Origin of the sequence: Rhodopseudomonas sp. P2A-2r, assembly GCF_026015985.1 — a bacterium.
Lineage (GTDB): Bacteria > Pseudomonadota > Alphaproteobacteria > Rhizobiales > Xanthobacteraceae > Tardiphaga.
Map to the genome: position 1 here is coordinate 3,735,430 of NZ_CP110389.1, position 23,726 is coordinate 3,759,155.

Sequence of the window (23,726 nt, forward strand, 5' to 3'; positions counted from 1 at the left end):
AATATACAGTCAACCATTGCAGCCCAAGAAGCTGGGATCAACCGGCTCGGCCGCACGCAGAAAGCGCAGCAAACGGAGGCGACCATGGATATCGTTGTTATTGGAGCAGGTCTTAGCGGGACGCTGATGGCCTATGAAGTTTTGCCGAACCTGCGGCCGGGCGATCGGCTAACCGTCATTTCCCAGGGGCCGGTCTATCACTTCGTCCCCTCGAACCCCTGGGTGGCGATCGGCTGGCGCAAGCGTAGCGACATCGAAATCGACCTCGTCGACATCATGAAGCGCAAAGGCATCCGACTGTTGACGCAGGGCGCCCAGCGCGTGCATCCGGTTGAAAACCGGGTCGATCTCGCAGACGGCACGTCGGTGAGCTACGACTATCTCATCGTGGCCACCGGGCCACAGCTTGCGTTCGACGAGATCCCGGGTCTTGGCCCGGACGGCCACACGCAATCGATCTGCCACGTCGATCACGCGGCCGACGCCAACGCCGCCTTTGAACTGCTGGCCGCAAACCCGGGACCCGTGGTGATCGGCGCCGTCCAGGGCGCGTCGTGCTTCGGTCCTGCCTACGAGTTTCTGTTCATTCTGGAAACTGAGCTGCGCCGGAGGAAGCTGCGGGATCGCGTGCCCATGACCTTCGTCACCTCGGAACCCTATATCGGACACCTCGGACTGGACGGCGTCGGCGACACCAAGGGCTTGCTCGAGAGCGAAATGCGAGAAAAGCATATCAAGTGGATCACCAGTGCCCGCGTGACCTCCGTTGAACAGGGACGTATGGCCGTGGAAGAACTCGCGGATGACGGATCGGTCCGCAAGACCCACGATCTGCCGTTCTCATATTCAATGATGCTTCCGGCATTCCGGGGTGTGGATGCCGTCCGCGGCATCGACAAGCTCACCAATCCCCGCGGTTTTGTCATCGTCGACAAGCACCAGCGTAATCCGGAATTTCCCAATGTGTTTGCGGTGGGCGTGTGCGTGGCGATTGCTCCGACGGGGGCAACTCCCGTCCCTGTCGGCGTCCCTAAAACAGGCTTCATGATCGAGTCAATGGTGACCGCGACAGCCATGAATATCGGGGCTTTGCTAAGGGGCCAGACGCCGACGGCACAGCCGACGTGGAATGCGATCTGTCTGGCGGATTTCGGCGACTCAGGCGTCGCATTCCTGGCGCAGCCGCAAATTCCACCCCGCAACGTCAACTGGTCTTCCAAAGGCGAATGGGTCCATCTTGCCAAGGTTGCGTTCGAGAAATACTTCCTCCGCAAAATTCGCCGCGGCGAAAGCGAACCGTTTTACGAACGGTTCCTGCTCGACAAGCTGAACATCGCAAAGATCAAAGAGCTTAAGACAGGAACATGAGCACGACCATGCAGATCGTCTGCGGACATTGCGGGAAGATCAACCGGCTCCCCACCGATCGGACCGCGACCGCAGCGCGATGCGGATCCTGTCATCAGCCCATCTTTGATGGGCACCCCGTCGAGGTCGACGAGGCGGACTTCAATCGCCACCTGGCGCAGAGCAGCGTTCCCCTCCTTGTCGATGTATGGGCTCCCTGGTGCGGTCCATGTCGCTCCATGGCGCCGATGTTCGAGCGCGCCGCCAGGGAACTTGAACCGAATGTCCGCCTGCTCAAGCTGAATTCCGACACCGCGCCGTCGGTGTCCGCGCGTCTGGGGATCAGCGGCATACCGACACTGCTGCTGATGCACGGCGGCCGCGAAATTGCGCGGACATCGGGAGCAATGGATACCCGGACCATCGTTAGCTGGACACAGGCCGGGCTAAGACAGGCCTGATCATTCTCAAACCCAAGCAAAGGGACACGTCATGAATATCGATAAAGCAGTGCTCACATTCGCCGGATTTGTTGTGTTGCTCGGCCTCACCCTCGGCTGGCTGGTCAACCCGTACTGGTTTCTGCTCACCGCTTTCGCGGGATTGAACATGGTTCAGGCGGGAATCACCGGCTTCTGTCCGGCCGCGATCATCTTCAAGAAGCTTGGCGTCCGCAGCGGCTGCGCCTTCTCCTAGCTATTGCGCTCGGCATTCAATCGCCGACAGTACTGCGGCTCCCATGATTCAAAGGAAAACACATGACCTACCATTTCTCGAAGACGGTCAAGATGCCGTTTGAAGCTGCCGTTGTCGCCACAACGGAAGCCTTGAAGAAGCATGGTTTCGGTGTCCTGACGCAGATCGATGTCAAAGACACGCTGCAGAAGAAGATCGGCGTCGATTTTCGGCCATACCTCATTCTGGGCGCCTGCAATCCGAAGCTGGCCTATGAGGCGCTGACGCTCGAGGACAAGGTCGGCACGATGTTGCCCTGCAACGTCGTCGTCCAGCAGCGCGAGGCAAATGCCGTGGAAATCTCGGCGGTCGATCCGGTGGCATCGATGGGCGCCATCGACAATCCGAAACTCGGCAGCGTCGCCGGTCAGGTCCGGGATCTGCTGCAGCAAGTCATTTCAGATATCGGGTGAGATTCAGGCTCATCAATTCACTACGGGGCGGAGTTCTCGAAGCACCGAGCTACGGTCCAATCTAATTCGGTATTGCGCTCGCGAGAACTTGCCACCTCACTCACAGGATTTATCAGATGTATAAGAACTGGCCTGCCATGACAGGCGACCTTTCAATCGCACTGAAGGAGGTCCGCAGCGGTGCGCCGGACGTGATGAAGGGGTTTTCAGCGATCGCGCAGGCAGCGTTGAAAGCCAACGCTCTCGACACCAAAACCAAGGAGCTCATCGCGCTCGCGATCTCGGTCGCGACCCGTTGCGACGGCTGCATCGGCTTTCATGCTGAGGCAGCGGTGCGCCATGGCGCCAGCCGCGATGAGTTGATGGAAACGATGGGCATGGCGATCTACATGGGCGCCGGTCCCAGCGTCATGTACGCCGCGCAAGCGATCGAGGCATTCGACCAGTTTGCCGCCAAGACTTAGCTCGCCAAGGAGTGGGTACCGGACCGTCGCCTCACACGAGGGAGGACGCCGGGCAGTCCCACTGGGGGCCGCCCAGGTGGTCCCATAAAGATGCCGAGCATCGACTTAGTCTAGATCGATGCTCGCGAAATCCATCGGGGATCATCCCGTCTTCACAACGCACCGTCACTAGCCGGATATCACAAAACCAGGTTACTGTAGGTCAATCTTGGCCGGACAACGATCCTATGACGAAGCAAGGAAAGGTCCTCCTGTTTCCACGCAAGCCTTCCATGAAATTGAAAGGCGAGCGCGAGGACGATCACCATCACCGGATGGTGGTAAATGTCATTGCTTTCGCATTCGTCTTTGTTTTTTTCATCGGAGCCTATTTTATCGTGGAAAGGCTTCTGAGCATTCCACAGCATCTCGATTGCAATTTTTCAGTTCGTCGCCCCTGCAAGGCTGGCTTGGGTCAGTGACTATTCTGGCTTTGCCAAGTTGGGTTACTTCATCCGCCATCCTTTGACTTAGCGGACTCTTCTTTGCCGGGGGGACATCGGCCAATTCGTCACGAAAGGCGAAAGCTCTAAGCGTGCCGGGTAAGCCGCGGCGTCGTTCGCGCTTCGAATACCAGAATCACTTCTTACGAGCCGCCTTGGTCTTGGGTGGCATGCAATAAACGTTATAAAGCGTTGTCAACACCTCGCGCGCTGGCTCGCTCGCGATCGAATAATAGATGGTTTGACCATCGCGGCGAGCCGCGACCAGACCGTCCTTGCGCAGCAACGCAAGGTGCTGGGACACTGTGGAGTCGCGAAGGTCTAGGAATGCAGCGAGGTCACCGACCGAGCGCTCTCCTTCAACCAGTTGACAGATGATCAGCAGTCGATGCCGGTTTGCCAGCGCCTTCAAAAGATCGACCGCGCTGTCGGCCGCGGCTTTCATAACTTCAACGGTGATATTCATAATTGCGTATATACGGCTTATCGAATATGCGGTCAATGGTCTCAAGGGCGCGTCCGCGGGTCCATCGGAATCCGGAACTTTGACCAACCGGCGCACGGCGGGAATTTGAGCCTGATCAATCGGGTTCAGAAAAAAGGGCCATGATCTTCAAGAAACGGGGTGGTCGTGGCAGCCCGGCGTTTTTTCAGGCGAATGGCCGTAGCGGCGAAGTCGGTACGCGAGCCAATCGTCAGAATTTTTATACTCGACTGGAAACTTCTGAAATGACGACTCCTCTGCTTGTGGAACTCTCGCGGGCCCAATTTGCGCTGACCGCCATGTATCACTTCTTGTTTGTGCCGCTGACGCTCGGGCTGTCGGTGCTCGTCGCGATGATGGAGACCGTCTTCGTCATGACGCGCCGGACGATTTGGCGAGACATGACGAAGTTCTGGGGTCTGCTGTTCGGCATCAACTTCGCCCTGGGTGTCGCCACCGGCATTACGATGGAGTTCGAGTTCGGCATGAACTGGGCTTTCTATTCGCACTATGTCGGCGACATCTTTGGTGCGCCGCTGGCAATCGAAGCTCTTATGGCGTTCTTTCTGGAGGCGACGTTCATCGGCCTGTTCTTCTTCGGATGGGACAAACTCTCGTCGCGCGCGCATCTCGCCGTCACCTGGCTGGTGGCGCTGGGTAGCAATCTCTCGGCGCTTTGGATCCTGATCGCCAACGGCTGGATGCAGAATCCGGTGGGCGCCGCTTTCAATCCCGACACCATGCGCATGGAGGTCATCGACTTCGCGGCGGTCCTCTTCAACCCGACGGCGCAAGCGAAGTTCGTTCACACTGTGTCGGCTGGCTACGTCTGCGGCGCCGCCTTCGTGCTCGGCATTTCGGCTTTCTACCTTCTCCGCGGCCGTCACGTGCAGCTTGCCAAGAGGTCGTTCGTGATCGCGGCGGCGTTCGGCGTCGCAGCTTCCCTGTCGGTGATCGTGCTGGGTGACGAAAGCGGTTACACCCTGACCGATAACCAGAAGATGAAGCTCGCCGCGATGGAGGCGATGTGGCACACCGAGCCAGCGCCGGCGGCGATTACTGCATTCGGCATTCCAGATATGAAGACACGAACGACCGACTACGCCATCCAGGTCCCGTGGCTGATGGGCCTGATCGGGACCCGTTCGGTCGATCAGCAAATTCCGGGCATCTTCGAACTGGTTACAAAGACCGAGGGAAATATTCGCGAAGGCCTTGTCGCCTACGACGCCCTTGAGACGCTCAAAAAGAACCATGCGGACCCCGTCGCCCGCGCCATCTTCGAGAAGACCCGCGGCGACCTCGGTTATGCCCTGTTGTTGAAGCGCTACATCGCCGATCCAAGGCAGGCGACGACTGAGCAGATCAGCCAGGCAGCCTGGTCAACGGTGCCGAGCGTTCCGTCGCTGTTCTTCGCGTTCCGCTTCATGGTTCTGTTCAGCTTCGCGTTGCTGGCGGTGTTCGCGACTTCGCTCTGGTACACGATGCGGGAAGCAGCGGCGCCCTGCTGGTTGTTCCAGCTCGCGCTGTGCGCCATGCCGCTGCCTTGGCTCGCAGCAGAACTGGGCTGGTTCGTAGCCGAATTCGGTCGCCAGCCATGGATCATCGATGGGGTCCTGCCGACCTTTCTTGCGACATCGGAGCTCGGAATCTCCGACCTGTTGCTGACGATCGCCGGCTTCACGGCGGTCTACGGCGTGCTGGCGGTCATCGAGGTCAGGTTGATGTTGCAGGCGATCAAGAAGGGGCCCGATGCGATCACCGGCAATGCCAGCCCGCTCGGCGACTTTGGCGCGGTCACAAGCTTCGGCTTTCGGCCGGCCGAGTGAGCCCCGGTCAACGATCAAGGAAATACAGTCATGATTGACACTCTCTTGGACTACACGACGCTGCGCCTGATCTGGTGGGTGTTGCTCGGCGTTATTCTGATCGGCTTCGCCGTCACCGATGGCTTCGACATGGGGGTCGGCGCGTTGCTGCCTTTCGTGGCCAAGACCGACATCGAGCGGCGCGTCGCCATCAACACCATCGGCCCGGTTTGGGAAGGCAACCAGGTCTGGTTCGTGCTCGGCGGTGGCGCGATCTTCGCGGCATGGCCAGCACTCTACGCGCTGAGTTTCTCCGGTTTCTACCTTGCCATGTTTCTGGTTCTGTTCGCGCTGATCCTGCGACCTGTCGCGTTCAAATACCGATCCAAGCGAGACAGCGTGGCGTGGCGCCGTAATTGGGACTGGGCGCTGTTCGTGGGGGCGCCGTCCCGGCGCTGATATTCGGCGTCGCCGTCGGCAATGCGCTGAAAGGCGTCCCGTTTCACTTCACTGACGATCTGCGCCCGATCTACGAAGGTACGCTGTTCGGGTTGCTGAATCCGCTCGGGCTGTACTGCGGTCTTGCCTCGCTCGCCATGCTGGTGATGCACGGCGCGGCATGGCTGGCCTTCAAGGCAGAGGGCAATGTCGCCGACCGGGCCGCCTCGACGGGACAGAAGGTAGCAATGATCACGGCAGTGCTGTTCGCCTTCGGCGGAGTTCTGATCTGGCTCGGGGCGTTCGGCGGATATCATGTGACCAGTGCGATTGCCTGGGACGGCCCCTCCAATCCGCTCGGCAAGACGGTGACACTGGATTCGGGGGCTTGGCTGAACAACTTCCGGGCCACGCCATGGCTGGCCATCGTACCGTTTCTCGGGATCATTGCGCCACTGTTCGCTGCGATCGGTTTCCGCGCGCGGCGTTCGGGACTGACTTTGCTGGCTTCAAAACTGGGAATTGCCTGCATAATCTCGACCGTCGGCTTAGCGATGTTTCCCGTCATCCTCCCTTCCAGCACGCATCCCGGCGATTCATTGACCGTGTTCGATGCTTCATCGAGCCAGACGACATTGCGCAACATGCTGATCGTGGTCGTGATCTTCCTGCCGATCATCCTCGCCTACACCGCCTGGGTATACAAAGTGCTGTGGGGCAAGGTCAGCGCCACGACTGTCGAGAGCGCCGGCACGGCGGCCTACTGAGCGAAAAACAACGGAGACGACAAGATGTGGTATTTCGCCTGGATCCTCGGCCTCGGCCTTGCGGCCACCGTCGGCATTCTCAATGCGCTTTGGTATGAGTTGCGCACCGTCAGGGAGAAGGCAGAAGTGGTGCCCCCTCCGATGCCGACACCTTAAGCGGCCGTCGATGAACGCAAGTCCAACGTCAGTCCTGATCCGCACACGCTCGATTTCGAAGAGCTATCGCAGCGATCGACGAACCGTAAGGCACCTCTATTCGATCCGGACCGGCTTCGACGAAGCAGCCATTCTGATCACCTTCCCTTTCGCACTCTCTGGAAGACTTTCCTCATGCTGATCGCCGTTGCCAGCCAGAATTTTCGCACCGTTACCGGCCATGCCGGCAAGAGCCGCCGCTTCCTGGTGTTCGACGCCGCTCCGGGCAGCGCGCCCCGCGAAATTGACCGGTTCGACCTGCCGAAAGAGCAGTCCATTCACGAATTCCGCGGAGATGGTCCTCACGCGCTCGATGCCGTCAAGGTCGTGATCGCAGGCAGCGCCGGCGCCGGCTTCATCAACCGCATGGCCGCGCGCGGCGTTCAGGCGGTCACTACCGCAGAGACCGACCCGACTATCGCCGTCGAGCGTTTCCTGGCTGGTACGCTTGCTCCGTCGGCACCCCACGAACATGGCGAAGAAGGCGGATGCGGTTGCAATTGCTCCTGACCATTGACCAGCCGAGCCGCGTCCAGACGCGACTTGGCTGGCCACTCAGGCTCAATGAATATGTGTCCGGGTCGACTTCCGCTCAGTAGCGCGCATCCGCCGGCTTCTTGTCTTTCGGCCAGTCGTTCAGCTTCGGTGCGAAATCGGGACGCGGCTGGTGGGTGAAATACTCCGCGACGTCGAGAGCTTCCTGATCGGAAAGCCCGCCCTGCCCCAACGGAAAATTCTCATGGAAGCCGACTGGCATGTTGCGTTTGACAAAGGCCGCAGCAGTGTAGGTACGAGCCATGCCAGCGCCGATGTTGAAAGACTCCTCGCCCCAAAGCGGCGGATAGACGTAGCGGCCATCAGCCTTCTTCAGCCCTTCGCCGTTTTCGCCATGACAGACAGCACATTGAGCAGCGTAGACCTGTTTGCCGCTCTCCATATTAGGCTTGAGAGACGCGTCGATCTTACCGACGCCGCGGCCGGCAACCTTGTCGTCCGGTTTGGTCTCGCGCTTCATCCAGTCGAAGTAGGCCACCATGGCCGCCATGTCTGCGGAATCGGTCGGCAACGGCTTGCCGTTCATGGAGCGCACGAAGCAGCCGTTGATCCGATCCGCGAGTGTGATGATACGCCCCGCTCGAGGCGCATAGCTGGGGAAAAAGGCGGAGACGCCGATGAAGGGCGATCCGTCAGCGACGGTGCCTGCATTGAGATGGCAGCTGGTGCAATTCAGAGCATTGCCCACGTTGGCCGGCAACAATGCCTTGGTTTCCAGATGCAGCCTGGCTCCTCGAATGGCCTGGTCGGCGTTAGGCAACGCGAGGAGATCCGCCAGTCGAGGTGTGTCGAAAGCGGAAGAATCCGTCTCCTTTGGATCGAGTTCAGCCCGCATCTTTTTGACCGCAGAAGCGGCAACCGGCGCGGCGTGATTGCCGAAACCTTCCCGAACGAAGCTCAGGATTTCGGAGATTTCCCCGTCGGACAGCCTGCTGAAGGCTGGCATCGTATAGACGCGCGCATGGGTGGCTGTTGCGGCGGTCTTCCAGCCAGTCAATGTCAGATGGATGAGCGTTGCCGGATCAGCCGTCGCGACCGTGGGATTTTGCGTGAGCGGCGGGAACACGCCCTTTACGCCGGCACCGTCCGGACGGTGGCAATCGACGCAGAACTGAGCATAGCCCAAGCCTCCACGCGTGGTGAACAGGGTGGCTGGCACCGTATCCGCTTCGGCGACCGACGCGGCGGGGGCTGGCAAATCGCCCTCTCCCGGCGGCAGCGATTTCAGGTAGGTGGCAATAGCGGTCAGATCGGCATCAGCAAAATGCTGGGTACTGTTGTGAATGACCTCCGTCATTCCACCGGAGGCTGTTGCAAAGGCATTCTGGCCGGTCTTCAGAAGCAGTGCGGTCTCTTCCACCGTCCAGAGGTTTCGAAGGCTGACAGCACGCCAGGCCTCGACCGTCTCGCCCGCCAGAAAGAACTTGCCGCTGGATCCGGCGTCGCCCATGGCCTTTTCCTGGAAACCGATGCCGCGCGGCGTGTGGCAAGCGCCGCAATGGCCCGGGCCCTGGACAAGGTAGGCGCCGCGATTCCAGACCGCGTCCTTCTCCGCATCCGGTTGGAACGGCGCGGCATCCAGGAATGCAAAATTCCAGAACGACAGCGTCCAGCGCATGTTGAAGGGCCAGCTCATGGCCAACGGCTTGTTCGTCTGTTTGACCGGCGCCTGCCCGTCCTTCAGGTACGTAAACAGCGCGCGCATGTCCGTTTCCGTGATCCTGGCATAGGAGGGATACGGCATCGCTGGGTAGAGGTTGTGCCCGTCGGCGGCCACGCCGCGTCGCATCGCGCGATCGAATTGTTCGAACGAGTATTTACCGATACCGGTTTCGGGGTCGGGCGTGATGTTGGTCGAGTACAGCGCTCCGAACGGCGTCATAAGCTCGCGCCCGCCAGCCATCGCCGGACCGTTGGCCGCCGTATGGCACGCGATGCAATCGCCGAGCTGCGCGACGTATTCGCCGCGCTTGATCAGCGAGGAAACTTGCGCGGAATCGGAAGCTGGCTGGAGAATGGCTCTTTCCTCCGCTGCAAGTGCAGCCGTCATCCAGGCAACGCCAAGAATGACAGAGGCTCCGATGCTCGCAGACAGTGACCGGCCAAGCTTCATAGGAATTGTCCTCGAACGACCATCTCCAGCTCCGGAGCGGATCGGGAGGCAGGCCTTTAACCTTATGAAAAGTCCGAGATGGCGGCGCATTGCGACAGGTCAATCAACCGCAAAGTGTGCGCAGCGGCTGCACTCCAATATGGACGGACAGGCCGCTCCGACGGGCCATATTGTGATGAATCAATATAGAGCGACGGAAACCCGACGATAAATAGTGGATGATGAATCAGCGGCAGCCGATCGGTCACATGGTGAAAAATCTCCAGTCCGTCCAAAATAGCACCACAGCCGATGAGGGTGCTTTTGACCTTGCGCGCCGTATCGGCGCCGCCGGGTTTCGCGCGACGTTGGCGTGGCAGGTCGCACGATCATTGCTTCGACTTCTGTTCGCCGGCTCGCTGGCGGTCTTTGCCGGGCGCCTGATCCAAAGCGGTATCTTCGACTCGGTTGTGCTGGCCTTCACGCTTGCCAGCCTCGGCCTGACGGCCATTGGCGGACTGTTCGCCGATCTGCGGGCGGCGAGCGCCGAGGCCGAGCTGGTCGATGGGATCCGCGCATCACTGCAGGACGCCACGGCTAGAATGTCGCCTGCGCGTATCCGAACAAAGCCTGCCGGAGATTTGATCGCCGGCCTTCAACGGCATCCACCTGCGCTCGCCAGTCTGGTGATCAGCCACACTGCCGCGAAGTCGCTGCTCGGGATCGGTCCCCTGCTCGTCGCCGCGACGCTCGCGTTCGTGTCATGGGAAGCGACGCTGATGCTGCTATTGGCGATCCCCGTGATGATCGTCTTCTTTGTGATGCTCGGTAGCATGATCCGCGGCAAGGCCGAGATTCAGGAAAAGGCGTTCGGTCGGCTGGCTGCGCAATTTTCTGACCGCATCCGGACGCTGCCGACGGTCCTCGCCAATCACGCCTTGCAAAGCGAGCACGGCAAAATCGAACGCAGGATGACGGCCTACGCTGACAGCACGATGGGCGTTCTCAAGGTCGCATTCCTGAATGCCGGCATCATCGACTTTTTCTCGGCGCTCGCCATCGCCGTACTCGCCGTGCTGCTCGGACTCGGCCATCTCGGACTGGCTCATGTTCCGGGCTTTTCGGGACTCGCGCTGTGGCAGACCCTGTTCGTTCTGATCATCGCGGCTGAGTTTTTCGTGCCTTTCCGGCGCTACGCAGAGCTGTATCACGTCAAGGCCGAAGGCCAGGCCGCGGCCAAGGAATTGGATTGGTTTTTCGACGGCAGGAATGCCGCGCAGCGAAGCGACACGGATACCGTATGGCCATTCGTTCCTCTCTGCGCCGGCGAGACGACCACACTGCCGCCGGCGGGCCTTGTCGTCGTCTCCGGCCCGAGCGGATCCGGAAAGTCGACCATGCTGCGCATGCTGGCCGGCATCGAGACGCCATCGTCCGACATCGCCGCTCCCCTGCCGATCGAGACCTCCGGATGCGACTGGATCGCGACGGACATCTACGTGCCGGCGGGGACTCTGGCGGAGGTCGTCGCATGGAACCGCGGCCCCGTGAGACGCTTCGCCTTGCAGGAAGCGTGTGAAAACGTCGGGCTGATCGATGAAAACTTGCTGCCGGGCGGTCTCGATGCGCGAGATCGTCGAAGGGGGCGGCAATCTCTCCGGAGGTCAGCGCATGCGGATCGGGATTGCGCGCGCGCTGCTTTCCCATGGTGTGGTTCTAGCCGATGAACCCACAGCCAAGCTCGATCCACTGACCGCCCAATCGGTCCGGCGGGCACTGATCGAGGTGGCAGGACAGCGTCTCGTTATCGTAGCGACCCACGATGAGGCGCTCATCCAGGCTGCGAACCTTCGCTTCACGCTCGTCCTGCAGCAACAATCCCGGAAGGCCGTCGCGGCATGACTGCGCAACCGATTCCCATACTCGTCAGAGCGGAACACCCCTCTCCCCGGTAGCCGCGAAATCGCCATGGCGGCTGGCATTGGTGCTCGCCGCTGCGACCGCGGCTTCCGGCATCTTGCTGACCGGCATCTCGGTCTGGTTCCTGGGTGCCGTTGCCTTGGCAGGATTGGGCCCGGCTGCACTTTTGTTCAATTTTCATACGCCGGCCGCCTTCGTGCGACTGTTCGCATTGAGCAAGACGGTGGGCAAATATGGCGAACGGGTGGTGGGTCATCGCGCTGCTTTGCTGGACCAAGTTCGACGCCGCTCGCAGCTCTTCATCGCCATGGCGCGAGCGCCGATGACACGCGCTGCCAGTTGGCAGCTCGGCAATCAGGACAGACTGTCCGACTACATGGAGGACGTCGAGGACGTCGACTATGCGCGTTTGCGCGTAGGAATGCCCGCGGCTGTCCTGTTGGCGGGATTGGTGGTTCTGACCGGAGCAACGGCCCTCCTCGCCCCACTTGCTCTGGTGCCCATCGCGGTCGTGCTCGCCGCCATCGCGATGGCGTTACGTCATGCCATGCCTCGGGCGACGGCTCTATGGACCGCGGCCAGGTCATCCCAACGCTCAGCAGGACGCCGGCTCGGAGCCGCGCTTGGTGCCGTCGTCCCGCTGCAGGCGGAGCGCGCATTTCCGGTCGTTCTTGCGGCCGGTTTCGCGCACTTCAATGAGGTCGAATCCAATCGTCTGGCGCAAAAGCGCGCATTGGCTGTTCTTGACATGGTTGCGGGTCTGGCCGGCCCGCTTGCGGCCGTCAGCATCCTGCTCGCAGCGTGGTATGCGGGAGACCGCGGCGCAGCGCTTCTGGTCCCGGCTTTTATCGCGTTCGGCTGGCTTGCTCTGGGGGAGACGGTCCAGAACGTCTCGCGCATCGTGCTTGGACGGGTGCGACAGGAAGCAGCCACGGAGAGCCTTCGGGACTGGGCTTCGACGGGCTCCGAACCAGCGTTATCGTCCGACACGCCAAGGCTCCAAACAATGGTCCTGCGGAATGTGCCGCGGCAGGCGCCGGATGGCCGCCGACTCGGCGACCCGGTCAACCTGACTTTCCGGGCCGGACACCCTACCGCCCTGCTCGGCGCAAGCGGTTCAGGCAAAACGACCCTGCTTAAGCAGATCGCTGGTTGGGTTGGCGCAGACAGCCGCGGTCAATTCATTGGCAACGGCGTCGTCATGCTCAGCGCATATCGTCGGGCCTTGTCGCATCTGTGCCTCCACGACGCGGCAATTCTGTCCGACACAGTCCGCGAAAACCTGTTTGCGTCTCACCGGTCGGATGCCGATTGCTGGCGAGCCCTCGCCATCGTCGAACTCGAGGACCGGATGGAGCTGGCCGGCGGGCTCGATGCATGGATCACACAGGACATGTTTTCGCTCGGCGAGTGTCAGCGCTTAAATCTCGCCCGCGCGCTTCTCAGCGATAGCCCAATCGTGCTTCTCGATGAACCCGTCGAACATCTGGATTCCGGGCAAGCGACACGGCTGTTGAAACGCACGCTGTCGGAATTGGCGGGTCGGATTGTTATCTACTCGACCCATGGCGACTTCGAAGTAAACGAGGTCATTCGAGTCCCACTGACACCCCACCGCTAGGGGAACCCGACGTTGCCGCCCGGCGGCGATTGCGTCTGTCGCACTTCCGGGACGCAGCTATCTACAACCACGAGGATGAATAATGATGTCTCTTCATATCGGCGATACAGCACCTGACTTTACGGTCGAAACCACAAAAGGCGAGCTTTCTTTCCATAAGTGGGCCGCGGGCTCCTGGGTGTTTTTCTTCAGCCATCCGGCGGATTTTACACCGGTTTGCACGACGGAAATGGGCAAGACTGCCAAGCTCGCGCAGCAGTTCGCGGCCCGCAACACGAGACCGCTCGGGCTCTCTACCGACACGGTGGCCGAGCATCTCAAGTGGATCGAAGATGTCAACGACACCCAGGACACCGACCTCCAATTTCCGATCATCGCCGACGCAGACCTGAAGATCGCCCGGCTCTACGATATGATCCACCCCAGCCAAAGTGACACCGCGGCAGTCCGGTCGGTCTTCATCATCGATCCCAAGCAGAAGATCCGCCTGATGATGACCTATCCAATGAATGTGGGCAGAAATTTCGACGAGATTCTCCGCGTGATTAATGCCCTGCAGTTGGCCGATCGGCAGCATATAGCCACGCCAGCGGACTGGCACCCCGGTAACAAGGTCATTATTCCGCTTTCGATTGTGGACGACGATGCGGTCAAAGCCTTTCCTCAGGGCTGGGACGCGCCGCGCCCCTACCTGCGGCTGACCAACGTCGATTGACGCAGCGGCATTCGAGACCGCCCCTCCGAAGGACTGGCGTTCCGCACCCGGAACGCCAGTCCTTCCGATGTTTCGTGACCTGGCGTTCAGGGCGTTCCGGAATGATCGCCATTACGGCGCTTTACGTGCCGTCAGTCCTATGACGGCCGACATCCCGCTGTGGGCTGCGCCTTCGTGCATCTCACGTTCTTCTTGAGTGATGGTAATCTCGCGGCAAGCGCTGAAAGCCTCCTGCAGCATTTCGCGCGTGTACAGGTTTTCGACGTTCTTCGGGCCCCCGGTCCCGTATTCGAGCTGCTTGGGGGTGTATCCTTGGAGGATCAGCAGTCCATTTGGCTTGAGCGTACGAAGGACACCGCGCCACTTCTCCGCGCGCCCCGCCGGCGAACTGAACTGGGTAAAGATATCGATCACGACGTCAAAGGTATCCGCCGGATAATCCCACGCCTGGACATCCGACCGGATCAGCGCGATATCGACGCCGCGCTCCCTTGCCAGCGCGGCGGCCTTGATTTGCGCCGATTCTGAAAAATCGAGCGACACGACGTCGAGCCCCTGCTCGGCCAGCCAAACGCCATTGCGTCCTTCGCCGTCGGCAATCGCAAGCGCCTTGCCATATCTGGGCAGCAACATTTTGCAAGACGCCAGAAAATGGTTTGGCTCCTTGCCGAAGATGAAATCTGGTCCGCCGAAACGAGTCTCCCAGACATCGTGTTCGCTCATCTTTTCTCCGCTCGCTTTGTGGATGCCTTGCCGACTCGACGACTCCGATTGATCGATCGGCTCGGCCAAACAATCATTAGGCATGTTGATGTATCTGAGCTTTTTGTTCAACAGCTACCTCTGCTAACATGGCGATCGGATGGATCGATGGGCGATAAATCCGGAATACCCGCTGAACCGGGTTCGATGTTGCGGCGGGCGCCACCACCAGACGGTGACGCCGCCTCCCCCGCTTACTTCGCCGCCGCTTTACGAGCGTCGGCTATAGCCAGTTTGAATCCGGCAGCATCGAGCACGCCCGGCACGCGGAAAGTGCCGATGATGAACGCCGGCGTGCCCTGGAATCCGAATGCTTCGGCCTGCGCGTTGTTGCGCGCCAACACAGCGTCGACCGCGGCCTGATAGGTGGCGAGATCCTGCGTGGCACGGGCGACGTCGATCCCGGCCTTCTGCAGATAGTCGCGCACGCTGCCTTCGCTCAGCCGCCCGGAGGTCTGCATCAGCGCCGCATGCGCCTCAGCGTGCTTGCCCTGATACTTGGTCGCCAGCGTCAACTTCGCCGCATAGCCGGAGGCGCCGCCGAGGATCGGCCAGTCCTTCAGCACGATGCGCAACTGGCCGTCCTCGCCCGCGACATTTCGCAGGTCCTTTTCCGCTCTCTTGCAGTACGGACACTGGTAGTCGAAGTAGCTGGCGACGGTAAGATTGCCGTCGGGATTACCCAGAATCGGATTTTCCTTGTCGCGCAAAACGGCATCGCGGGATAGCGCCGCGTCGGCCGCCGATTGCGCCGCCGCATCGACGCCCGTCAGATAGAGGCCGCCCATGCCGATGAAGGCCGTCGCCAGAAAGTTTCTGCGCGTTTTCATTTCGTGGTCTCCGTTGGTTTGGATGATGCAAGAGGAACTTTTTCCGCCTGATCGAAGGCGGCGATAAGGGCAGATGTCGACAGCAATTCGGGCAGCGCGATGCCGTCCGGAGCGTTAGGCCCGAACACGATGTTGAACGGAATACCGTAGCGGCCGTGTGCGCGCATGAACCGCGCGATGGATTCGTCGGGCCGGGTCCAGTTGCCCTGCACCGGCGTCACGTCGGAGCCGAGCCGCTGCGCGATCTCGGCGGTGTCGATCACCAGCAGTCTGTTGACCTTGCAGGTTACGCACCAGTCGGCGGTGATATCGACGAATACGGTGCGGCCCGCGCGGACCAGTTCGTCGACTTTGGACTTGGAGAACGATTGCCACGCAATCGCCTGGCCGCCGGTTTGCGACGACAATGCCAGCGGACCGAGCCACGCCAGTAGCGTTACTGCAACGATGGCAATGCCGGCAGCCAGCGCCGGCCGCGCCGCGCGCGCCAGGCGCAGTCCGGCCAGGCCAATGACGATCGCTCCGCCCACGGCTATCGCCGGCCGGGCGCCACCGACGCTGCCGAGCACCGTCACCAGCCAGGCCGCGGTGCCGAGAAGTCCGACCGCCAGTACCCGCTTCACCAGCAGCAACCAGCGGCCAGGACGCGGAATAAACCTTGCCATCGACGGAAACGCCGCCACCAGCAGGTAGGGAGACGCCATCCCGATCCCCAAAGCTGTAAAGATCGCGAAGATTTCCGGCGCGCCGCGCGCCAGTGCAAAGCCCACCGCGGTGCCGACGAACGGCGCCGAGCACGGTGTCGCGAGCAGCGTGGCGACAAACCCTGCCATGAAATGCGAACCGAGCGACGTGCCGTGGGCCTTCGCCGCCAGCCGGTTGTTCAGCCCGAACGGCAGATTGAACGACAGCAGGTCGAACAGGCTGGCGGCGAACAGTGCGAGCACGATTGCCATCGCCGCGAGAAACAGCGGCTGCTGGAACTGAATGCCCCAGCCAAGACTGACCCCGGCCCATTTCATCAGCACCAGCGCCGCCGCCAGAACCAGAAACGAGACGATCATGCCGGCCGCGCAGGCCGCAAAGCCAGCGCGTACCCGGCGACGGTCACTGCTGTCCTCCTGCACGAACCCCATCAGCTTCAGCGACAGCACCGGAAACACGCAGGGCATCAGATTGAGCGTCAGCCCGCCCAGCAGCGCGGTGGCGATGATCACCAGCAGTGCGAGCCAGGACACCGCTGTCGGGGCCTCCGGCTGCGCGACCGGCGCGGACCGCCGCGAGGAACTGGCCGTGACCGCCTGGTCACCGTTGACCACGACTGCATTCAGCGTGCGTTCCGCGAGGCCGGCCGCGGTGCTGTCCGGCAGCACCACGGTAAACGTCGCCACACCGTCGCCGTCCAGCACCAGTTCGGGCCTGGCCGCGACGATCGGCGGATCGCTGTCGATCAACACGTCCGGGCTGGCGAACGGCGCAATTGCCGACGCCGTGATCTGCAGCTTCTCCGGATCGGTGCCGAGCCGGGTGATGGAGTGGACCGTGATCGCCGGCGATTGTGGCAACGGCACCTTTGCCAGCCACGCTACGATCTGCTGCTGGCCGGCGCGCGGCGCCAGATCCGGGCCGAACGTGGCCTTGAGGGCATATTCCTCCCGCACGCAAACGTTGCTGCAGGCATAGATCGCGAGCTTGAGGACGATCGCGGTGTCTGCCGCCGGATCGCGCCGCACGATCTTCACCGGAAATACGACCTCGCCGGAATAACCGATGGTGTCGAGACCGAGGATGGACGTGCGATGCGGCAGCGGCCAGTTCACCTCGGGAGCCTTGATGTTGGACGACGCCGTCCAGTCGAACTCAGGCGGCAGCCCGGCATCGCCTGGCGATTTCCAATAGGTCTTCCAGCCCGGACCGAGCAAGACGCGGACGCCTAGCCAGATCGAATGCGGGTCCGCAATATCGGTGTTGCCGACAATGAGGTTGGCGGTGATATCGGGCCTCGCGGGCGCCGCCGCGGACGGCGGAGCGGCGAAACCGGCGAGCAGCGGAATGAAAACGAGCATCGACCAGCAGCGGGAGCGGACAGTCATCGTTAGCCCTCCTTCGCAGGCGCGTCGGCCGGCGCGGCCTGATCGAGGCGCACCGTGGGCGCCCCATGCTTGCGGTCAGTCAGCACGACGACCTTGGTGCCCACCGGCAGCCGGTTGAACAGGTCGATGACGTCCTGGTTGATCAGCCGCACGCAGCCACTGGAGACGTTGCTGCCGATGCTGCCGGGATCGTTGGTGCCGTGGATCCGGTACAGCGTGTCCTTGCCGTTCTGGTACAAATACAGCGCACGGGCGCCGAGCGGGTTGTCGATCCCCGCCTGCATGCCGCGTCGATACTGTTCAAGCTCGGGCTGCCGCTTGATCATCGGCGCTGGCGGCGTCCAGGTCGGCCACGACGCCTTGTGGCGGATTTCCGCGGTGCCGCTCCAGCCAAAGCCTTCGCGGCCGACACCGATGCCGTAACGCATCGCGTATCCGCCCTCCATCACCAAATAGAGAAACTTGGCGCCGGGGTCGACCACGACTGTCCCCGGTTGCTGCTCAGTCACATAACTCACGCGCTGCTTGAGATACCTGGACGAGACCGTATTGGCCTCGACCGCCGGAACCGGGAATTTTTCGTTCGACATGGCGGCGTATTGCGGCGGCACGGCGGCAGCTAAATGGGCTTCGGGCGGAGCGAAGGTCTGGTTGCAGGCCCCCAGCAACACGGCAAGCCCCGCAAGAGAAAGCCCACGCAGCAGCGGACGTGCCGCGCGACGCGCGGCGAATTGCGTTATCATGAAGATCTCCAGGGATTTCGGACGCAGCTAGGCTATCGGCCGCTGACGCGGCGGTGCTACGCCAAATCCCTGGGAGGTCGGAAGGGAGAGCCCGCCAGCCATTGTACGCCAAGGGCGTTACCAGACAGCGGGCGGATGCCCGCGGCGCTGGCGGAGCGCTCGATCACGCCGACGGCGCCCGCCGATGCATCGAGAAAGACCACGGTGTTGCAGGTGGTACCGACGCGGGACAGACCGCCGCGTTCGCACGGTTTCTTGCTTCCGGAACTCTGCGACACCGTCAAAATCGCCTCATACCCCTGGAAAGCCCTAGCGGCAGCCGGCACAGGACGGATCACAAACACCGCCGAGATAACGATACACAGCACGCACAACAACGCGACGAGCGCACGAAGCCTGCTCATCGATCGGCCGGCGATAACCCGCCAGGCATTGCTGTCCATCACTCGCATCCCGAGTGTCTCGCCCAGTGGGCACCGCCTTGGCAACTCATTTGTGCGTGACTCCTTGCCACGCCGTGGGCTGAGATCATCAAAAGATAAAGGCGCGATCAGCGGACTGGTGAGAACGCGGCGGGCGCCAGAAAAAGCTTTCCTGATGCACCAGGTAAGGCAACATCTTCGGCACAAAGACTTTCCAGTCCTCATCTTGTCCAAGTTCGGCACGCCGGGCGGTTCGGGCTGCAAGATCGTTATACGCCCAGATGAAGACGACAGAGTTCAAGACCCCGCTCTCCGTTGTCCAGCAACCGATAAGCTTGGCATACTTCGAAATGATCGGCAGCCCCTCACGCTCGTATAGCGCCAACAGGGCCGGCGCCTGGCCGGGATGAACCCGATATGTGCGATGTTCGAAAATCATCGTTGTCTCTCCCTCCCGATCGCCACGCCCGCAAGAGCCGCCTGTATAGCGATGGCGTAGCCCGCCGACGACGCGTACTACCATGCGCGAATTAGTCGTCAAGTGAATACTTGTTGCCCTGAAAAATTGCAATCCGGCGCGTTTTGATGCATGACACGCCGGTTTCAGAGGCATCAGACCAAGGGTATGCTGTGAAGGCACAATCAACCAAGCTGCGCGCCGGGGCGGGCAAAAAAGCCGCAACCAAACTAGCCAAGCGTGGCAAACCCGAACAGGTCCGGATGAGCCCGCAGGACCGCCGGCGCCAGATCCTCGACGAGGCCGCCGACTTCTTCTCGCAATTCGGGCTGACGGCCCAGACCCGGGGTTTGGCGGCAGCGTGCGGAATTTCGCAGCGGCTGCTGTATCGTTACTTCCCGACAAAGGAGGCGCTGCTCGACGAGGTCTACAAGAGCGCCATCGCCGGGCCTTTCAAGGCAGTGTGGTTTGCGGAACTCGCGGACCGCACTATTCCCTTGGAAACCCGGCTTACGGTCTTCTACCGCGACTATTTCGCAACCATTTTCACCAGTCGCTGGCTGCGTCTATTTATGTATGCATCTTTGGCGGATATCGGGATGGCGCCGAATTACACCTCCACCGTGGTGATCCAGTTGCTCGAGACCATCATGGCGGAAGCGGCCCACGAGCAATCGATCAAGCTGCCAGCCGACAAGGACCTTCTGCACGAGATCGCCTGGACCCTGCATGGGGCGCTTTCGCACTACGCAATTCGACGACACCTCTACCGGTTCGACCAGTCGGTCCCCGAGGAAAGCGTGGTGGCAATCCACATCGCCCAGTTTCTCGGCGGCTTTCGGGCCGCTGTCGCCGCGGCGGGCCAAAAGCCGGCCTGACGACGCGACCGGTATAAATCGTCAGTTGACGACTTATTGGCCTTTCACTAGGCTTTCGATGTTCGTTGGCCAACGGCGCGGGGGTCGATACGCCGGGAGGTTGCCGCAATCCGATCCGACAGGGCATATCGATGAAGAATTCAGGCACGCTCACCCCGCCCGCTCACGGCGTAGCACGACGTCAGTTCCTCAAGGGCGCTGCCATCGGCGCCGCGGCTTTTGCGGCGCCGGGGCTGGTGAGACCGGCAGCCGCCGCAGACTCCTCAACATGCAGACATGGTCGGCCGCTGTCGATGTGGTGAAAAGCCATCTGGCGGCTTTCGAGTCGAAAACAGGCATTCACGTCGACTACGGCAACGGCCCCTACGCGCAATATCGCGAAGCCATGGTGGCGAAGTTCGCCGGCGGCGCGCCCGTCGACCTGCTCTGGGTGTCGGACGCATGGCTTCCTGAATGGGCCGAGGCCGGATGGATCGCACCGATCGACGGCTACAGCTCCCTCATGCAGTACAACGCAGACGCAATTCCGTTCTGCACGGAATCGATGACCTACAAGGGCCACCAGTACGGGCTGACCTACTACACGGATTTCATGGCGTTCCTGTACGACGCCGACAAGCTCGCCGCCGCCGGCTTCAGCGCACCGCCGTCGAGCTGGGAAGAAGTGGTGCAGCAGTCCATCGTCATGAAGCAGAAGGGATCGCGGAATTCCCGATGATGCTGTCCATGGCGCAGGAGAGCTGGCTGATCGAATTCATGACCGCGTTGATCTATTCGCATGGCGGCCATTTCACCGACGCCAGCAACAACGCTATCATGCAGCATCCCAAGGATGGCGCCGTAACGGCGCTGCAGTGGGTGGTCGATGCCGTTCGCAAGCACAAGATCGTGTCGCCGGCCTGCGTTGAGACCGGCGAACTGGCGGGGCTCAAGGCGCTCTCGGCGGGCAACCACGCCTTTGCGCTGCTGCCGAAATACCGGCTGCGCACGCTCAACGATCCCGCCCAGTCCAAGGTCGCCGGCAAGATCAAGGAAGCCCTGATGCCGATGGGACCCGGCGGCTCGCACGAGACCGTCGGCTGGATGCGCTTCCATGGCATGACCGCGCAGACTGCAAAGAACAAGACGCGCGCCGACAATGCCGCCCGCCTCCTTGAATGGTTCGGCGGCAAGGCGGACGGAAAGTACACGTTCCAGAAGCTGGTGTTCCTCGACGCCGGTTCCGACTTCGCAGTCACGCCGCTGTACCAGGACCCCGAGGTTCAGGCGGCCTATGCGAAGTATGCCGATTTCGAAATGATCAAGAAGCAGCAGGCGCTCGCCCGCAAGAAGGATACGATCCAGCCGTGGTTCGGCGAGTGGAACGAGACGAACGGTTCGGCCTGGCAGGCGGCCATCGTCGGCAACACGACGCCGGCAGCAGCGCTCGACCAGTCCGCCAAGGCCTGGAACAAGCTGAAGTCACGCGCCTGACCGCCCACCCGCCCATGATCGCCATCGGCCGCCGCTGCTCGCGCGGTCGATGGCAAACAACGGCCGATGCGCGCCCGCGTGCATCGACACCGTCCGAACAAGGCTGGATTTGCCAGGAAAGCCCAAGGCGATGAGCCAGCCCCAGATAGCCGTCAGCAATACCCGGCGCCGCTTCAACTACGAGGAACGCAGCGCATTTTTTCTGTTGCTGCCGGTCATGACCGTGCTGATGACCGTCGCGGTATTTCCGATCCTGTATTCGTTTTACCTGAGTTTCTTCGAGGTCAAGCTGACGCGGCCGAACCGGATGCCGTTCGTCTGGTTCGAGAACTACACCGAATTGTTGCAGCTGCCGCTGTTCTGGACCTCCGTTCGGCACACAGTGGCATTCACCGTGATATCGGTCGCGGCGGTGACCGTGATCGCGCTGCTGGTTGCGCTACTGCTGAACCAGAATTTTCGCGGCCGACGCATCCTCAGCACCGTCATTCTGATCCCTTGGGCGATTCCCTATGTCGCCGACGCCCTAATGTGGAAGTGGATCTATGACTCCGGCTACGGCGCCCTGAACGGGTTGCTGTACCAGCTCGGCCTGATCGACAAATATCTGATCTGGCTCGGCGACCAGCACAAGACGATGTGGCTGATCGCCAATGCCTTTGTCTGGAAGGAAGTGCCGCTGGCGGCAATCCTGTTGCTGGTCACGCTGAAATCCATTCCCGAGGATCTGTATGGGGCGGCCAGGGTTGACGGCGCGACAGTCTGGGCCCGCTTCGTCCATATCACGCTTCCATCGATGCGGCCCGGCTTCATGCTGGTGCTGATCTACGAGACCATGGTCGCGATCCGCCATTTCGACCTGTTCTTCGTGCTGACCGAAGGGGGCCCCGCCAACGCGACCCATACGCTGTCCTGGCACATCTATGTGGAGACCTTCCGCAGCCTGTCGTTCGGCACGGGCGCGGCGATGTCCTACATGCTGGCCATGATCACTTTCGGCCTCGCCTATTTCATCATACGCGCCTTTGCCAGGACGACCTGACATGAACGAGATCGTCGCGCCAGCCCGGCGGAAGAGCAGCCCCGACTACCGTCGGCGAGCCGCATTGTCCCGATGGACGCGCAACCTGGCCATCTTCGTTGGATCGCTTGTACTGCTAACCTACGTGCTTGCGCCGGTGGCATGGCTGGTCTCATCCTCATTCCAGACCGAGAAGGAAATTGTGTCGGTGCCGCCGCACTGGATCCCCGATGAACCGACGGCGCAGAACTTCCGCGCCATCTTTTCCGCAGGTAGCGAGAAGGTCACCTACGAAAACCGCAAGGTTGGCGATGCATCGTCCGGCGGCTACATTCCTCCGACGGCCAGCAACCTGTTGCCGGCCATGTGGAACAGTTTTCTGATTGCCAGCATCGTGGTAATCCTCAATCTGCTGATCGGCACCCCGGCAGCCTATGCAATGGCCAAGATCCACTATTGGGGACGTAACGGCTCGATCTACTTCATCCTGCTGACGCGGGTCGTGCCGGACATCGCGCTGGTCGTGCCGTTCTTCCTGGTCATCCGGAAGCTCGGGCTGCTGGACAATATCTGGTCGCTGGTCATCACCTATCTGGCCGTCACCGTCCCGTTCACAGTGTTCATCCTACTGCAATATTTCGAAGGCATTCCCGACGAACTGGACAAGGCGGCGCGTGTCGACGGCTGCTCCCGGTTCCAGGCCCTGATCCGGATCTTCATTCCGCTGGCCATGCCGTCGCTGGTAGCCGTGATCCTGTTCACGTTCCTGACCAGCTGGAACGAGTTCCTGTTCGCGCTGATGTTCACCCAGACTGCGAAGTCACAAACGCTGCCGATCCTCGTGGCGTCGTTCACATCGGACTTCACGATCAGCTTCTCGTTCATCAACGCCGCCGGGGTGCTGGCCATCGTGCCGCCCGTCCTCGTCGCCATTCTCTTCGAGCGTTATATCGTTTCCGGTCTGACCGCCGGCGCCGTCAAGGGCTAGATCGGATAACTCAGTGACCAGCA

27 protein-coding genes and 1 pseudogene are annotated in these 23,726 nt (G+C 61.3%); 20 read left to right on the forward strand and 8 right to left on the reverse strand.

From position 1 onward, the window contains the following. Positions 1 to 84 precede the first annotated feature (84 nt). The 6 genes from ONR75_RS18005 (at position 85) to ONR75_RS18030 (ending at position 3,420) form a co-directional block, all read left to right on the forward strand. The gene (locus tag ONR75_RS18005; protein WP_265078466.1) at positions 85 to 1,368 is read left to right on the forward strand and encodes an NAD(P)/FAD-dependent oxidoreductase; all 1,284 of its coding nucleotides are present in this window, start codon (positions 85 to 87) and stop codon (positions 1,366 to 1,368) included. After that, entirely contained in the window at positions 1,365 to 1,808 is a 444-nt protein-coding gene (gene trxC / locus ONR75_RS18010) for a thioredoxin TrxC (RefSeq protein ID WP_265078467.1), read from the forward strand. The genes ONR75_RS18005 and trxC overlap by 4 nt, the downstream gene beginning before the upstream one ends. Positions 1,809 to 1,839: 31 nt before the next feature. Then, entirely contained in the window at positions 1,840 to 2,043 is a 204-nt protein-coding gene (locus ONR75_RS18015) for a DUF2892 domain-containing protein (RefSeq protein ID WP_265078468.1), read from the forward strand. Positions 2,044 to 2,105: 62 nt separating this feature from the next. Beyond that, entirely contained in the window at positions 2,106 to 2,495 is a 390-nt protein-coding gene (locus ONR75_RS18020; RefSeq protein ID WP_265078469.1) for a DUF302 domain-containing protein, read from the forward strand. A gap of 116 nt (positions 2,496 to 2,611) precedes the next feature. Continuing rightward, positions 2,612 to 2,959 (forward strand): carboxymuconolactone decarboxylase family protein, encoded by a 348-nt coding sequence (locus ONR75_RS18025; RefSeq protein WP_265078470.1) that lies wholly within the window; start codon positions 2,612 to 2,614, stop codon positions 2,957 to 2,959. A gap of 227 nt (positions 2,960 to 3,186) precedes the next feature. Beyond that, a complete protein-coding gene (locus ONR75_RS18030; protein ID WP_265078471.1) occupies positions 3,187 to 3,420 on the forward strand; it encodes a hypothetical protein in 234 nt (77 codons plus the stop codon). A 157-nt stretch (positions 3,421 to 3,577) separates the two neighbouring features. Here the strand turns inward: ONR75_RS18030 and ONR75_RS18035 are convergent, their stop codons facing one another. Then, positions 3,578 to 3,886, reverse strand: a complete 309-nt coding sequence (locus ONR75_RS18035; RefSeq protein ID WP_265083715.1) for an ArsR/SmtB family transcription factor — start codon at positions 3,884 to 3,886, stop codon at positions 3,578 to 3,580. A gap of 284 nt (positions 3,887 to 4,170) precedes the next feature. Here ONR75_RS18035 and ONR75_RS18040 point away from each other — a divergent pair, with 284 nt between their 5' ends. The 4 genes and pseudogenes from ONR75_RS18040 to ONR75_RS18055 all read left to right on the forward strand — a co-directional run bounded on the left by ONR75_RS18040 (position 4,171) and on the right by ONR75_RS18055 (position 7,643). After that, positions 4,171 to 5,754 carry a cytochrome ubiquinol oxidase subunit I gene (locus tag ONR75_RS18040; RefSeq protein ID WP_265083716.1) on the forward strand — a complete coding sequence of 528 codons (1,584 nt, stop codon included), beginning with the start codon at positions 4,171 to 4,173 and terminating at the stop codon, positions 5,752 to 5,754. A 30-nt stretch (positions 5,755 to 5,784) separates the two neighbouring features. Then, positions 5,785 to 6,938, forward strand: a pseudogene (gene cydB / locus ONR75_RS18045) (cytochrome d ubiquinol oxidase subunit II). 24 nt (positions 6,939 to 6,962) lie between these two features. After that, positions 6,963 to 7,094 carry a cytochrome bd-I oxidase subunit CydX gene (gene cydX, locus ONR75_RS18050; RefSeq protein WP_265078472.1) on the forward strand — a complete coding sequence of 44 codons (132 nt, stop codon included), beginning with the start codon at positions 6,963 to 6,965 and terminating at the stop codon, positions 7,092 to 7,094. Positions 7,095 to 7,268: 174 nt separating this feature from the next. Next, the gene (locus tag ONR75_RS18055; protein ID WP_265078473.1) at positions 7,269 to 7,643 is read left to right on the forward strand and encodes a NifB/NifX family molybdenum-iron cluster-binding protein; all 375 of its coding nucleotides are present in this window, start codon (positions 7,269 to 7,271) and stop codon (positions 7,641 to 7,643) included. 82 nt (positions 7,644 to 7,725) lie between these two features. Here the strand turns inward: ONR75_RS18055 and ONR75_RS18060 are convergent, their stop codons facing one another. After that, complete coding sequence (locus ONR75_RS18060) at positions 7,726 to 9,801, reverse strand: c-type cytochrome (protein WP_265078474.1); 2,076 nt, start codon at positions 9,799 to 9,801, stop codon at positions 7,726 to 7,728. A gap of 218 nt (positions 9,802 to 10,019) precedes the next feature. Here ONR75_RS18060 and ONR75_RS18065 point away from each other — a divergent pair, with 218 nt between their 5' ends. The 4 genes from ONR75_RS18065 to ONR75_RS18080 all read left to right on the forward strand — a co-directional run bounded on the left by ONR75_RS18065 (position 10,020) and on the right by ONR75_RS18080 (position 14,036). Beyond that, entirely contained in the window at positions 10,020 to 11,507 is a 1,488-nt protein-coding gene (locus tag ONR75_RS18065) for an ABC transporter transmembrane domain-containing protein (RefSeq protein WP_320109628.1), read from the forward strand. After that, a complete protein-coding gene (locus ONR75_RS32845; RefSeq protein WP_413776361.1) occupies positions 11,452 to 11,682 on the forward strand; it encodes a hypothetical protein in 231 nt (76 codons plus the stop codon). The genes ONR75_RS18065 and ONR75_RS32845 overlap by 56 nt, the downstream gene beginning before the upstream one ends. A gap of 82 nt (positions 11,683 to 11,764) precedes the next feature. Further along, positions 11,765 to 13,321, forward strand: coding sequence for an ATP-binding cassette domain-containing protein (locus ONR75_RS18075; protein ID WP_265083718.1), 1,557 nt, complete (start codon positions 11,765 to 11,767; stop codon positions 13,319 to 13,321). Between the two features lie 85 nt (positions 13,322 to 13,406). Beyond that, complete coding sequence (locus ONR75_RS18080) at positions 13,407 to 14,036, forward strand: peroxiredoxin (protein WP_265083719.1); 630 nt, start codon at positions 13,407 to 13,409, stop codon at positions 14,034 to 14,036. Between the two features lie 111 nt (positions 14,037 to 14,147). On the opposite strand, the gene ONR75_RS18085 is transcribed toward ONR75_RS18080, so the two are convergent. The 6 genes from ONR75_RS18085 to ONR75_RS18110 form a co-directional block, all read right to left on the reverse strand. Then, the gene (locus tag ONR75_RS18085) at positions 14,148 to 14,870 is read right to left on the reverse strand and encodes a class I SAM-dependent methyltransferase (protein WP_265078475.1); all 723 of its coding nucleotides are present in this window, start codon (positions 14,868 to 14,870) and stop codon (positions 14,148 to 14,150) included. Between the two features lie 122 nt (positions 14,871 to 14,992). Then, positions 14,993 to 15,628: a DsbA family protein gene (locus ONR75_RS18090; protein WP_265078476.1), complete on the reverse strand. Its 636-nt coding sequence runs from the start codon at positions 15,626 to 15,628 to the stop codon at positions 14,993 to 14,995. Next, entirely contained in the window at positions 15,625 to 17,721 is a 2,097-nt protein-coding gene (locus ONR75_RS18095; protein WP_265078477.1) for a protein-disulfide reductase DsbD family protein, read from the reverse strand. Before ONR75_RS18095 ends, ONR75_RS18090 begins: the two co-directional genes overlap by 4 nt. 2 nt (positions 17,722 to 17,723) lie before the next feature. Continuing rightward, complete coding sequence (locus ONR75_RS18100) at positions 17,724 to 18,464, reverse strand: L,D-transpeptidase (protein WP_265078478.1); 741 nt, start codon at positions 18,462 to 18,464, stop codon at positions 17,724 to 17,726. 56 nt (positions 18,465 to 18,520) lie between these two features. After that, the gene (locus ONR75_RS18105; protein ID WP_265078479.1) at positions 18,521 to 18,907 is read right to left on the reverse strand and encodes a hypothetical protein; all 387 of its coding nucleotides are present in this window, start codon (positions 18,905 to 18,907) and stop codon (positions 18,521 to 18,523) included. An 88-nt stretch (positions 18,908 to 18,995) separates the two neighbouring features. Continuing rightward, a complete protein-coding gene (locus tag ONR75_RS18110) occupies positions 18,996 to 19,325 on the reverse strand; it encodes an NIPSNAP family protein (protein WP_265078480.1) in 330 nt (109 codons plus the stop codon). Between the two features lie 146 nt (positions 19,326 to 19,471). On the opposite strand from ONR75_RS18110, the gene ONR75_RS18115 reads away from it, so the two are divergent. The 6 genes from ONR75_RS18115 to ONR75_RS18135 all read left to right on the forward strand — a co-directional run bounded on the left by ONR75_RS18115 (position 19,472) and on the right by ONR75_RS18135 (position 23,703). Beyond that, a complete protein-coding gene (locus tag ONR75_RS18115) occupies positions 19,472 to 20,221 on the forward strand; it encodes a TetR/AcrR family transcriptional regulator (protein WP_265078481.1) in 750 nt (249 codons plus the stop codon). Between the two features lie 131 nt (positions 20,222 to 20,352). Then, positions 20,353 to 20,523 carry a twin-arginine translocation signal domain-containing protein gene (locus tag ONR75_RS32850; RefSeq protein ID WP_413776362.1) on the forward strand — a complete coding sequence of 57 codons (171 nt, stop codon included), beginning with the start codon at positions 20,353 to 20,355 and terminating at the stop codon, positions 20,521 to 20,523. Further along, positions 20,490 to 20,939, forward strand: coding sequence for an ABC transporter substrate-binding protein (locus ONR75_RS18120; RefSeq protein ID WP_265078482.1), 450 nt, complete (start codon positions 20,490 to 20,492; stop codon positions 20,937 to 20,939). Before ONR75_RS32850 ends, ONR75_RS18120 begins: the two co-directional genes overlap by 34 nt. Beyond that, positions 20,936 to 21,694, forward strand: a complete 759-nt coding sequence (locus ONR75_RS18125; protein WP_265078483.1) for a hypothetical protein — start codon at positions 20,936 to 20,938, stop codon at positions 21,692 to 21,694. Before ONR75_RS18120 ends, ONR75_RS18125 begins: the two co-directional genes overlap by 4 nt. Before the next feature lie 130 nt (positions 21,695 to 21,824). Further along, a complete protein-coding gene (locus tag ONR75_RS18130; protein WP_265078484.1) occupies positions 21,825 to 22,736 on the forward strand; it encodes a carbohydrate ABC transporter permease in 912 nt (303 codons plus the stop codon). A 1-nt stretch (position 22,737) separates the two neighbouring features. Next, positions 22,738 to 23,703, forward strand: a complete 966-nt coding sequence (locus ONR75_RS18135) for a carbohydrate ABC transporter permease (protein WP_265078485.1) — start codon at positions 22,738 to 22,740, stop codon at positions 23,701 to 23,703. The last annotated feature ends 23 nt before the right edge of the window (positions 23,704 to 23,726 follow it).

Coding starts and splice junctions, on each gene's coding strand:
- ONR75_RS32850 (WP_413776362.1), top strand. CDS start 20,353: ATGAAGAATTCAGGCACGCTCACCCCGCCCGCTCACGGCGTAGCACGA.
- ONR75_RS18090 (WP_265078476.1), bottom strand. CDS start 15,628: ATGAAAACGCGCAGAAACTTTCTGGCGACGGCCTTCATCGGCATGGGC.
- ONR75_RS18040 (WP_265083716.1), top strand. CDS start 4,171: ATGACGACTCCTCTGCTTGTGGAACTCTCGCGGGCCCAATTTGCGCTG.
- trxC (WP_265078467.1), top strand. CDS start 1,365: ATGAGCACGACCATGCAGATCGTCTGCGGACATTGCGGGAAGATCAAC.
- ONR75_RS18135 (WP_265078485.1), top strand. CDS start 22,738: ATGAACGAGATCGTCGCGCCAGCCCGGCGGAAGAGCAGCCCCGACTAC.
- ONR75_RS18055 (WP_265078473.1), top strand. CDS start 7,269: ATGCTGATCGCCGTTGCCAGCCAGAATTTTCGCACCGTTACCGGCCAT.
- ONR75_RS18030 (WP_265078471.1), top strand. CDS start 3,187: ATGACGAAGCAAGGAAAGGTCCTCCTGTTTCCACGCAAGCCTTCCATG.
- cydX (WP_265078472.1), top strand. CDS start 6,963: ATGTGGTATTTCGCCTGGATCCTCGGCCTCGGCCTTGCGGCCACCGTC.
- ONR75_RS18120 (WP_265078482.1), top strand. CDS start 20,490: ATGCAGACATGGTCGGCCGCTGTCGATGTGGTGAAAAGCCATCTGGCG.
- ONR75_RS18110 (WP_265078480.1), bottom strand. CDS start 19,325: ATGATTTTCGAACATCGCACATATCGGGTTCATCCCGGCCAGGCGCCG.
- ONR75_RS18115 (WP_265078481.1), top strand. CDS start 19,472: ATGCATGACACGCCGGTTTCAGAGGCATCAGACCAAGGGTATGCTGTG.
- ONR75_RS18065 (WP_320109628.1), top strand. CDS start 10,020: ATGATGAATCAGCGGCAGCCGATCGGTCACATGGTGAAAAATCTCCAG.
- ONR75_RS18015 (WP_265078468.1), top strand. CDS start 1,840: ATGAATATCGATAAAGCAGTGCTCACATTCGCCGGATTTGTTGTGTTG.
- ONR75_RS18095 (WP_265078477.1), bottom strand. CDS start 17,721: ATGACTGTCCGCTCCCGCTGCTGGTCGATGCTCGTTTTCATTCCGCTG.
- ONR75_RS18035 (WP_265083715.1), bottom strand. CDS start 3,886: ATGAAAGCCGCGGCCGACAGCGCGGTCGATCTTTTGAAGGCGCTGGCA.
- ONR75_RS18005 (WP_265078466.1), top strand. CDS start 85: ATGGATATCGTTGTTATTGGAGCAGGTCTTAGCGGGACGCTGATGGCC.
- ONR75_RS18100 (WP_265078478.1), bottom strand. CDS start 18,464: ATGATAACGCAATTCGCCGCGCGTCGCGCGGCACGTCCGCTGCTGCGT.
- ONR75_RS18130 (WP_265078484.1), top strand. CDS start 21,825: ATGAGCCAGCCCCAGATAGCCGTCAGCAATACCCGGCGCCGCTTCAAC.
- ONR75_RS18025 (WP_265078470.1), top strand. CDS start 2,612: ATGTATAAGAACTGGCCTGCCATGACAGGCGACCTTTCAATCGCACTG.
- ONR75_RS32845 (WP_413776361.1), top strand. CDS start 11,452: ATGCGGATCGGGATTGCGCGCGCGCTGCTTTCCCATGGTGTGGTTCTA.
- ONR75_RS18020 (WP_265078469.1), top strand. CDS start 2,106: ATGACCTACCATTTCTCGAAGACGGTCAAGATGCCGTTTGAAGCTGCC.
- ONR75_RS18060 (WP_265078474.1), bottom strand. CDS start 9,801: ATGAAGCTTGGCCGGTCACTGTCTGCGAGCATCGGAGCCTCTGTCATT.
- ONR75_RS18125 (WP_265078483.1), top strand. CDS start 20,936: ATGATGCTGTCCATGGCGCAGGAGAGCTGGCTGATCGAATTCATGACC.
- ONR75_RS18105 (WP_265078479.1), bottom strand. CDS start 18,907: ATGGACAGCAATGCCTGGCGGGTTATCGCCGGCCGATCGATGAGCAGG.
- ONR75_RS18080 (WP_265083719.1), top strand. CDS start 13,407: ATGTCTCTTCATATCGGCGATACAGCACCTGACTTTACGGTCGAAACC.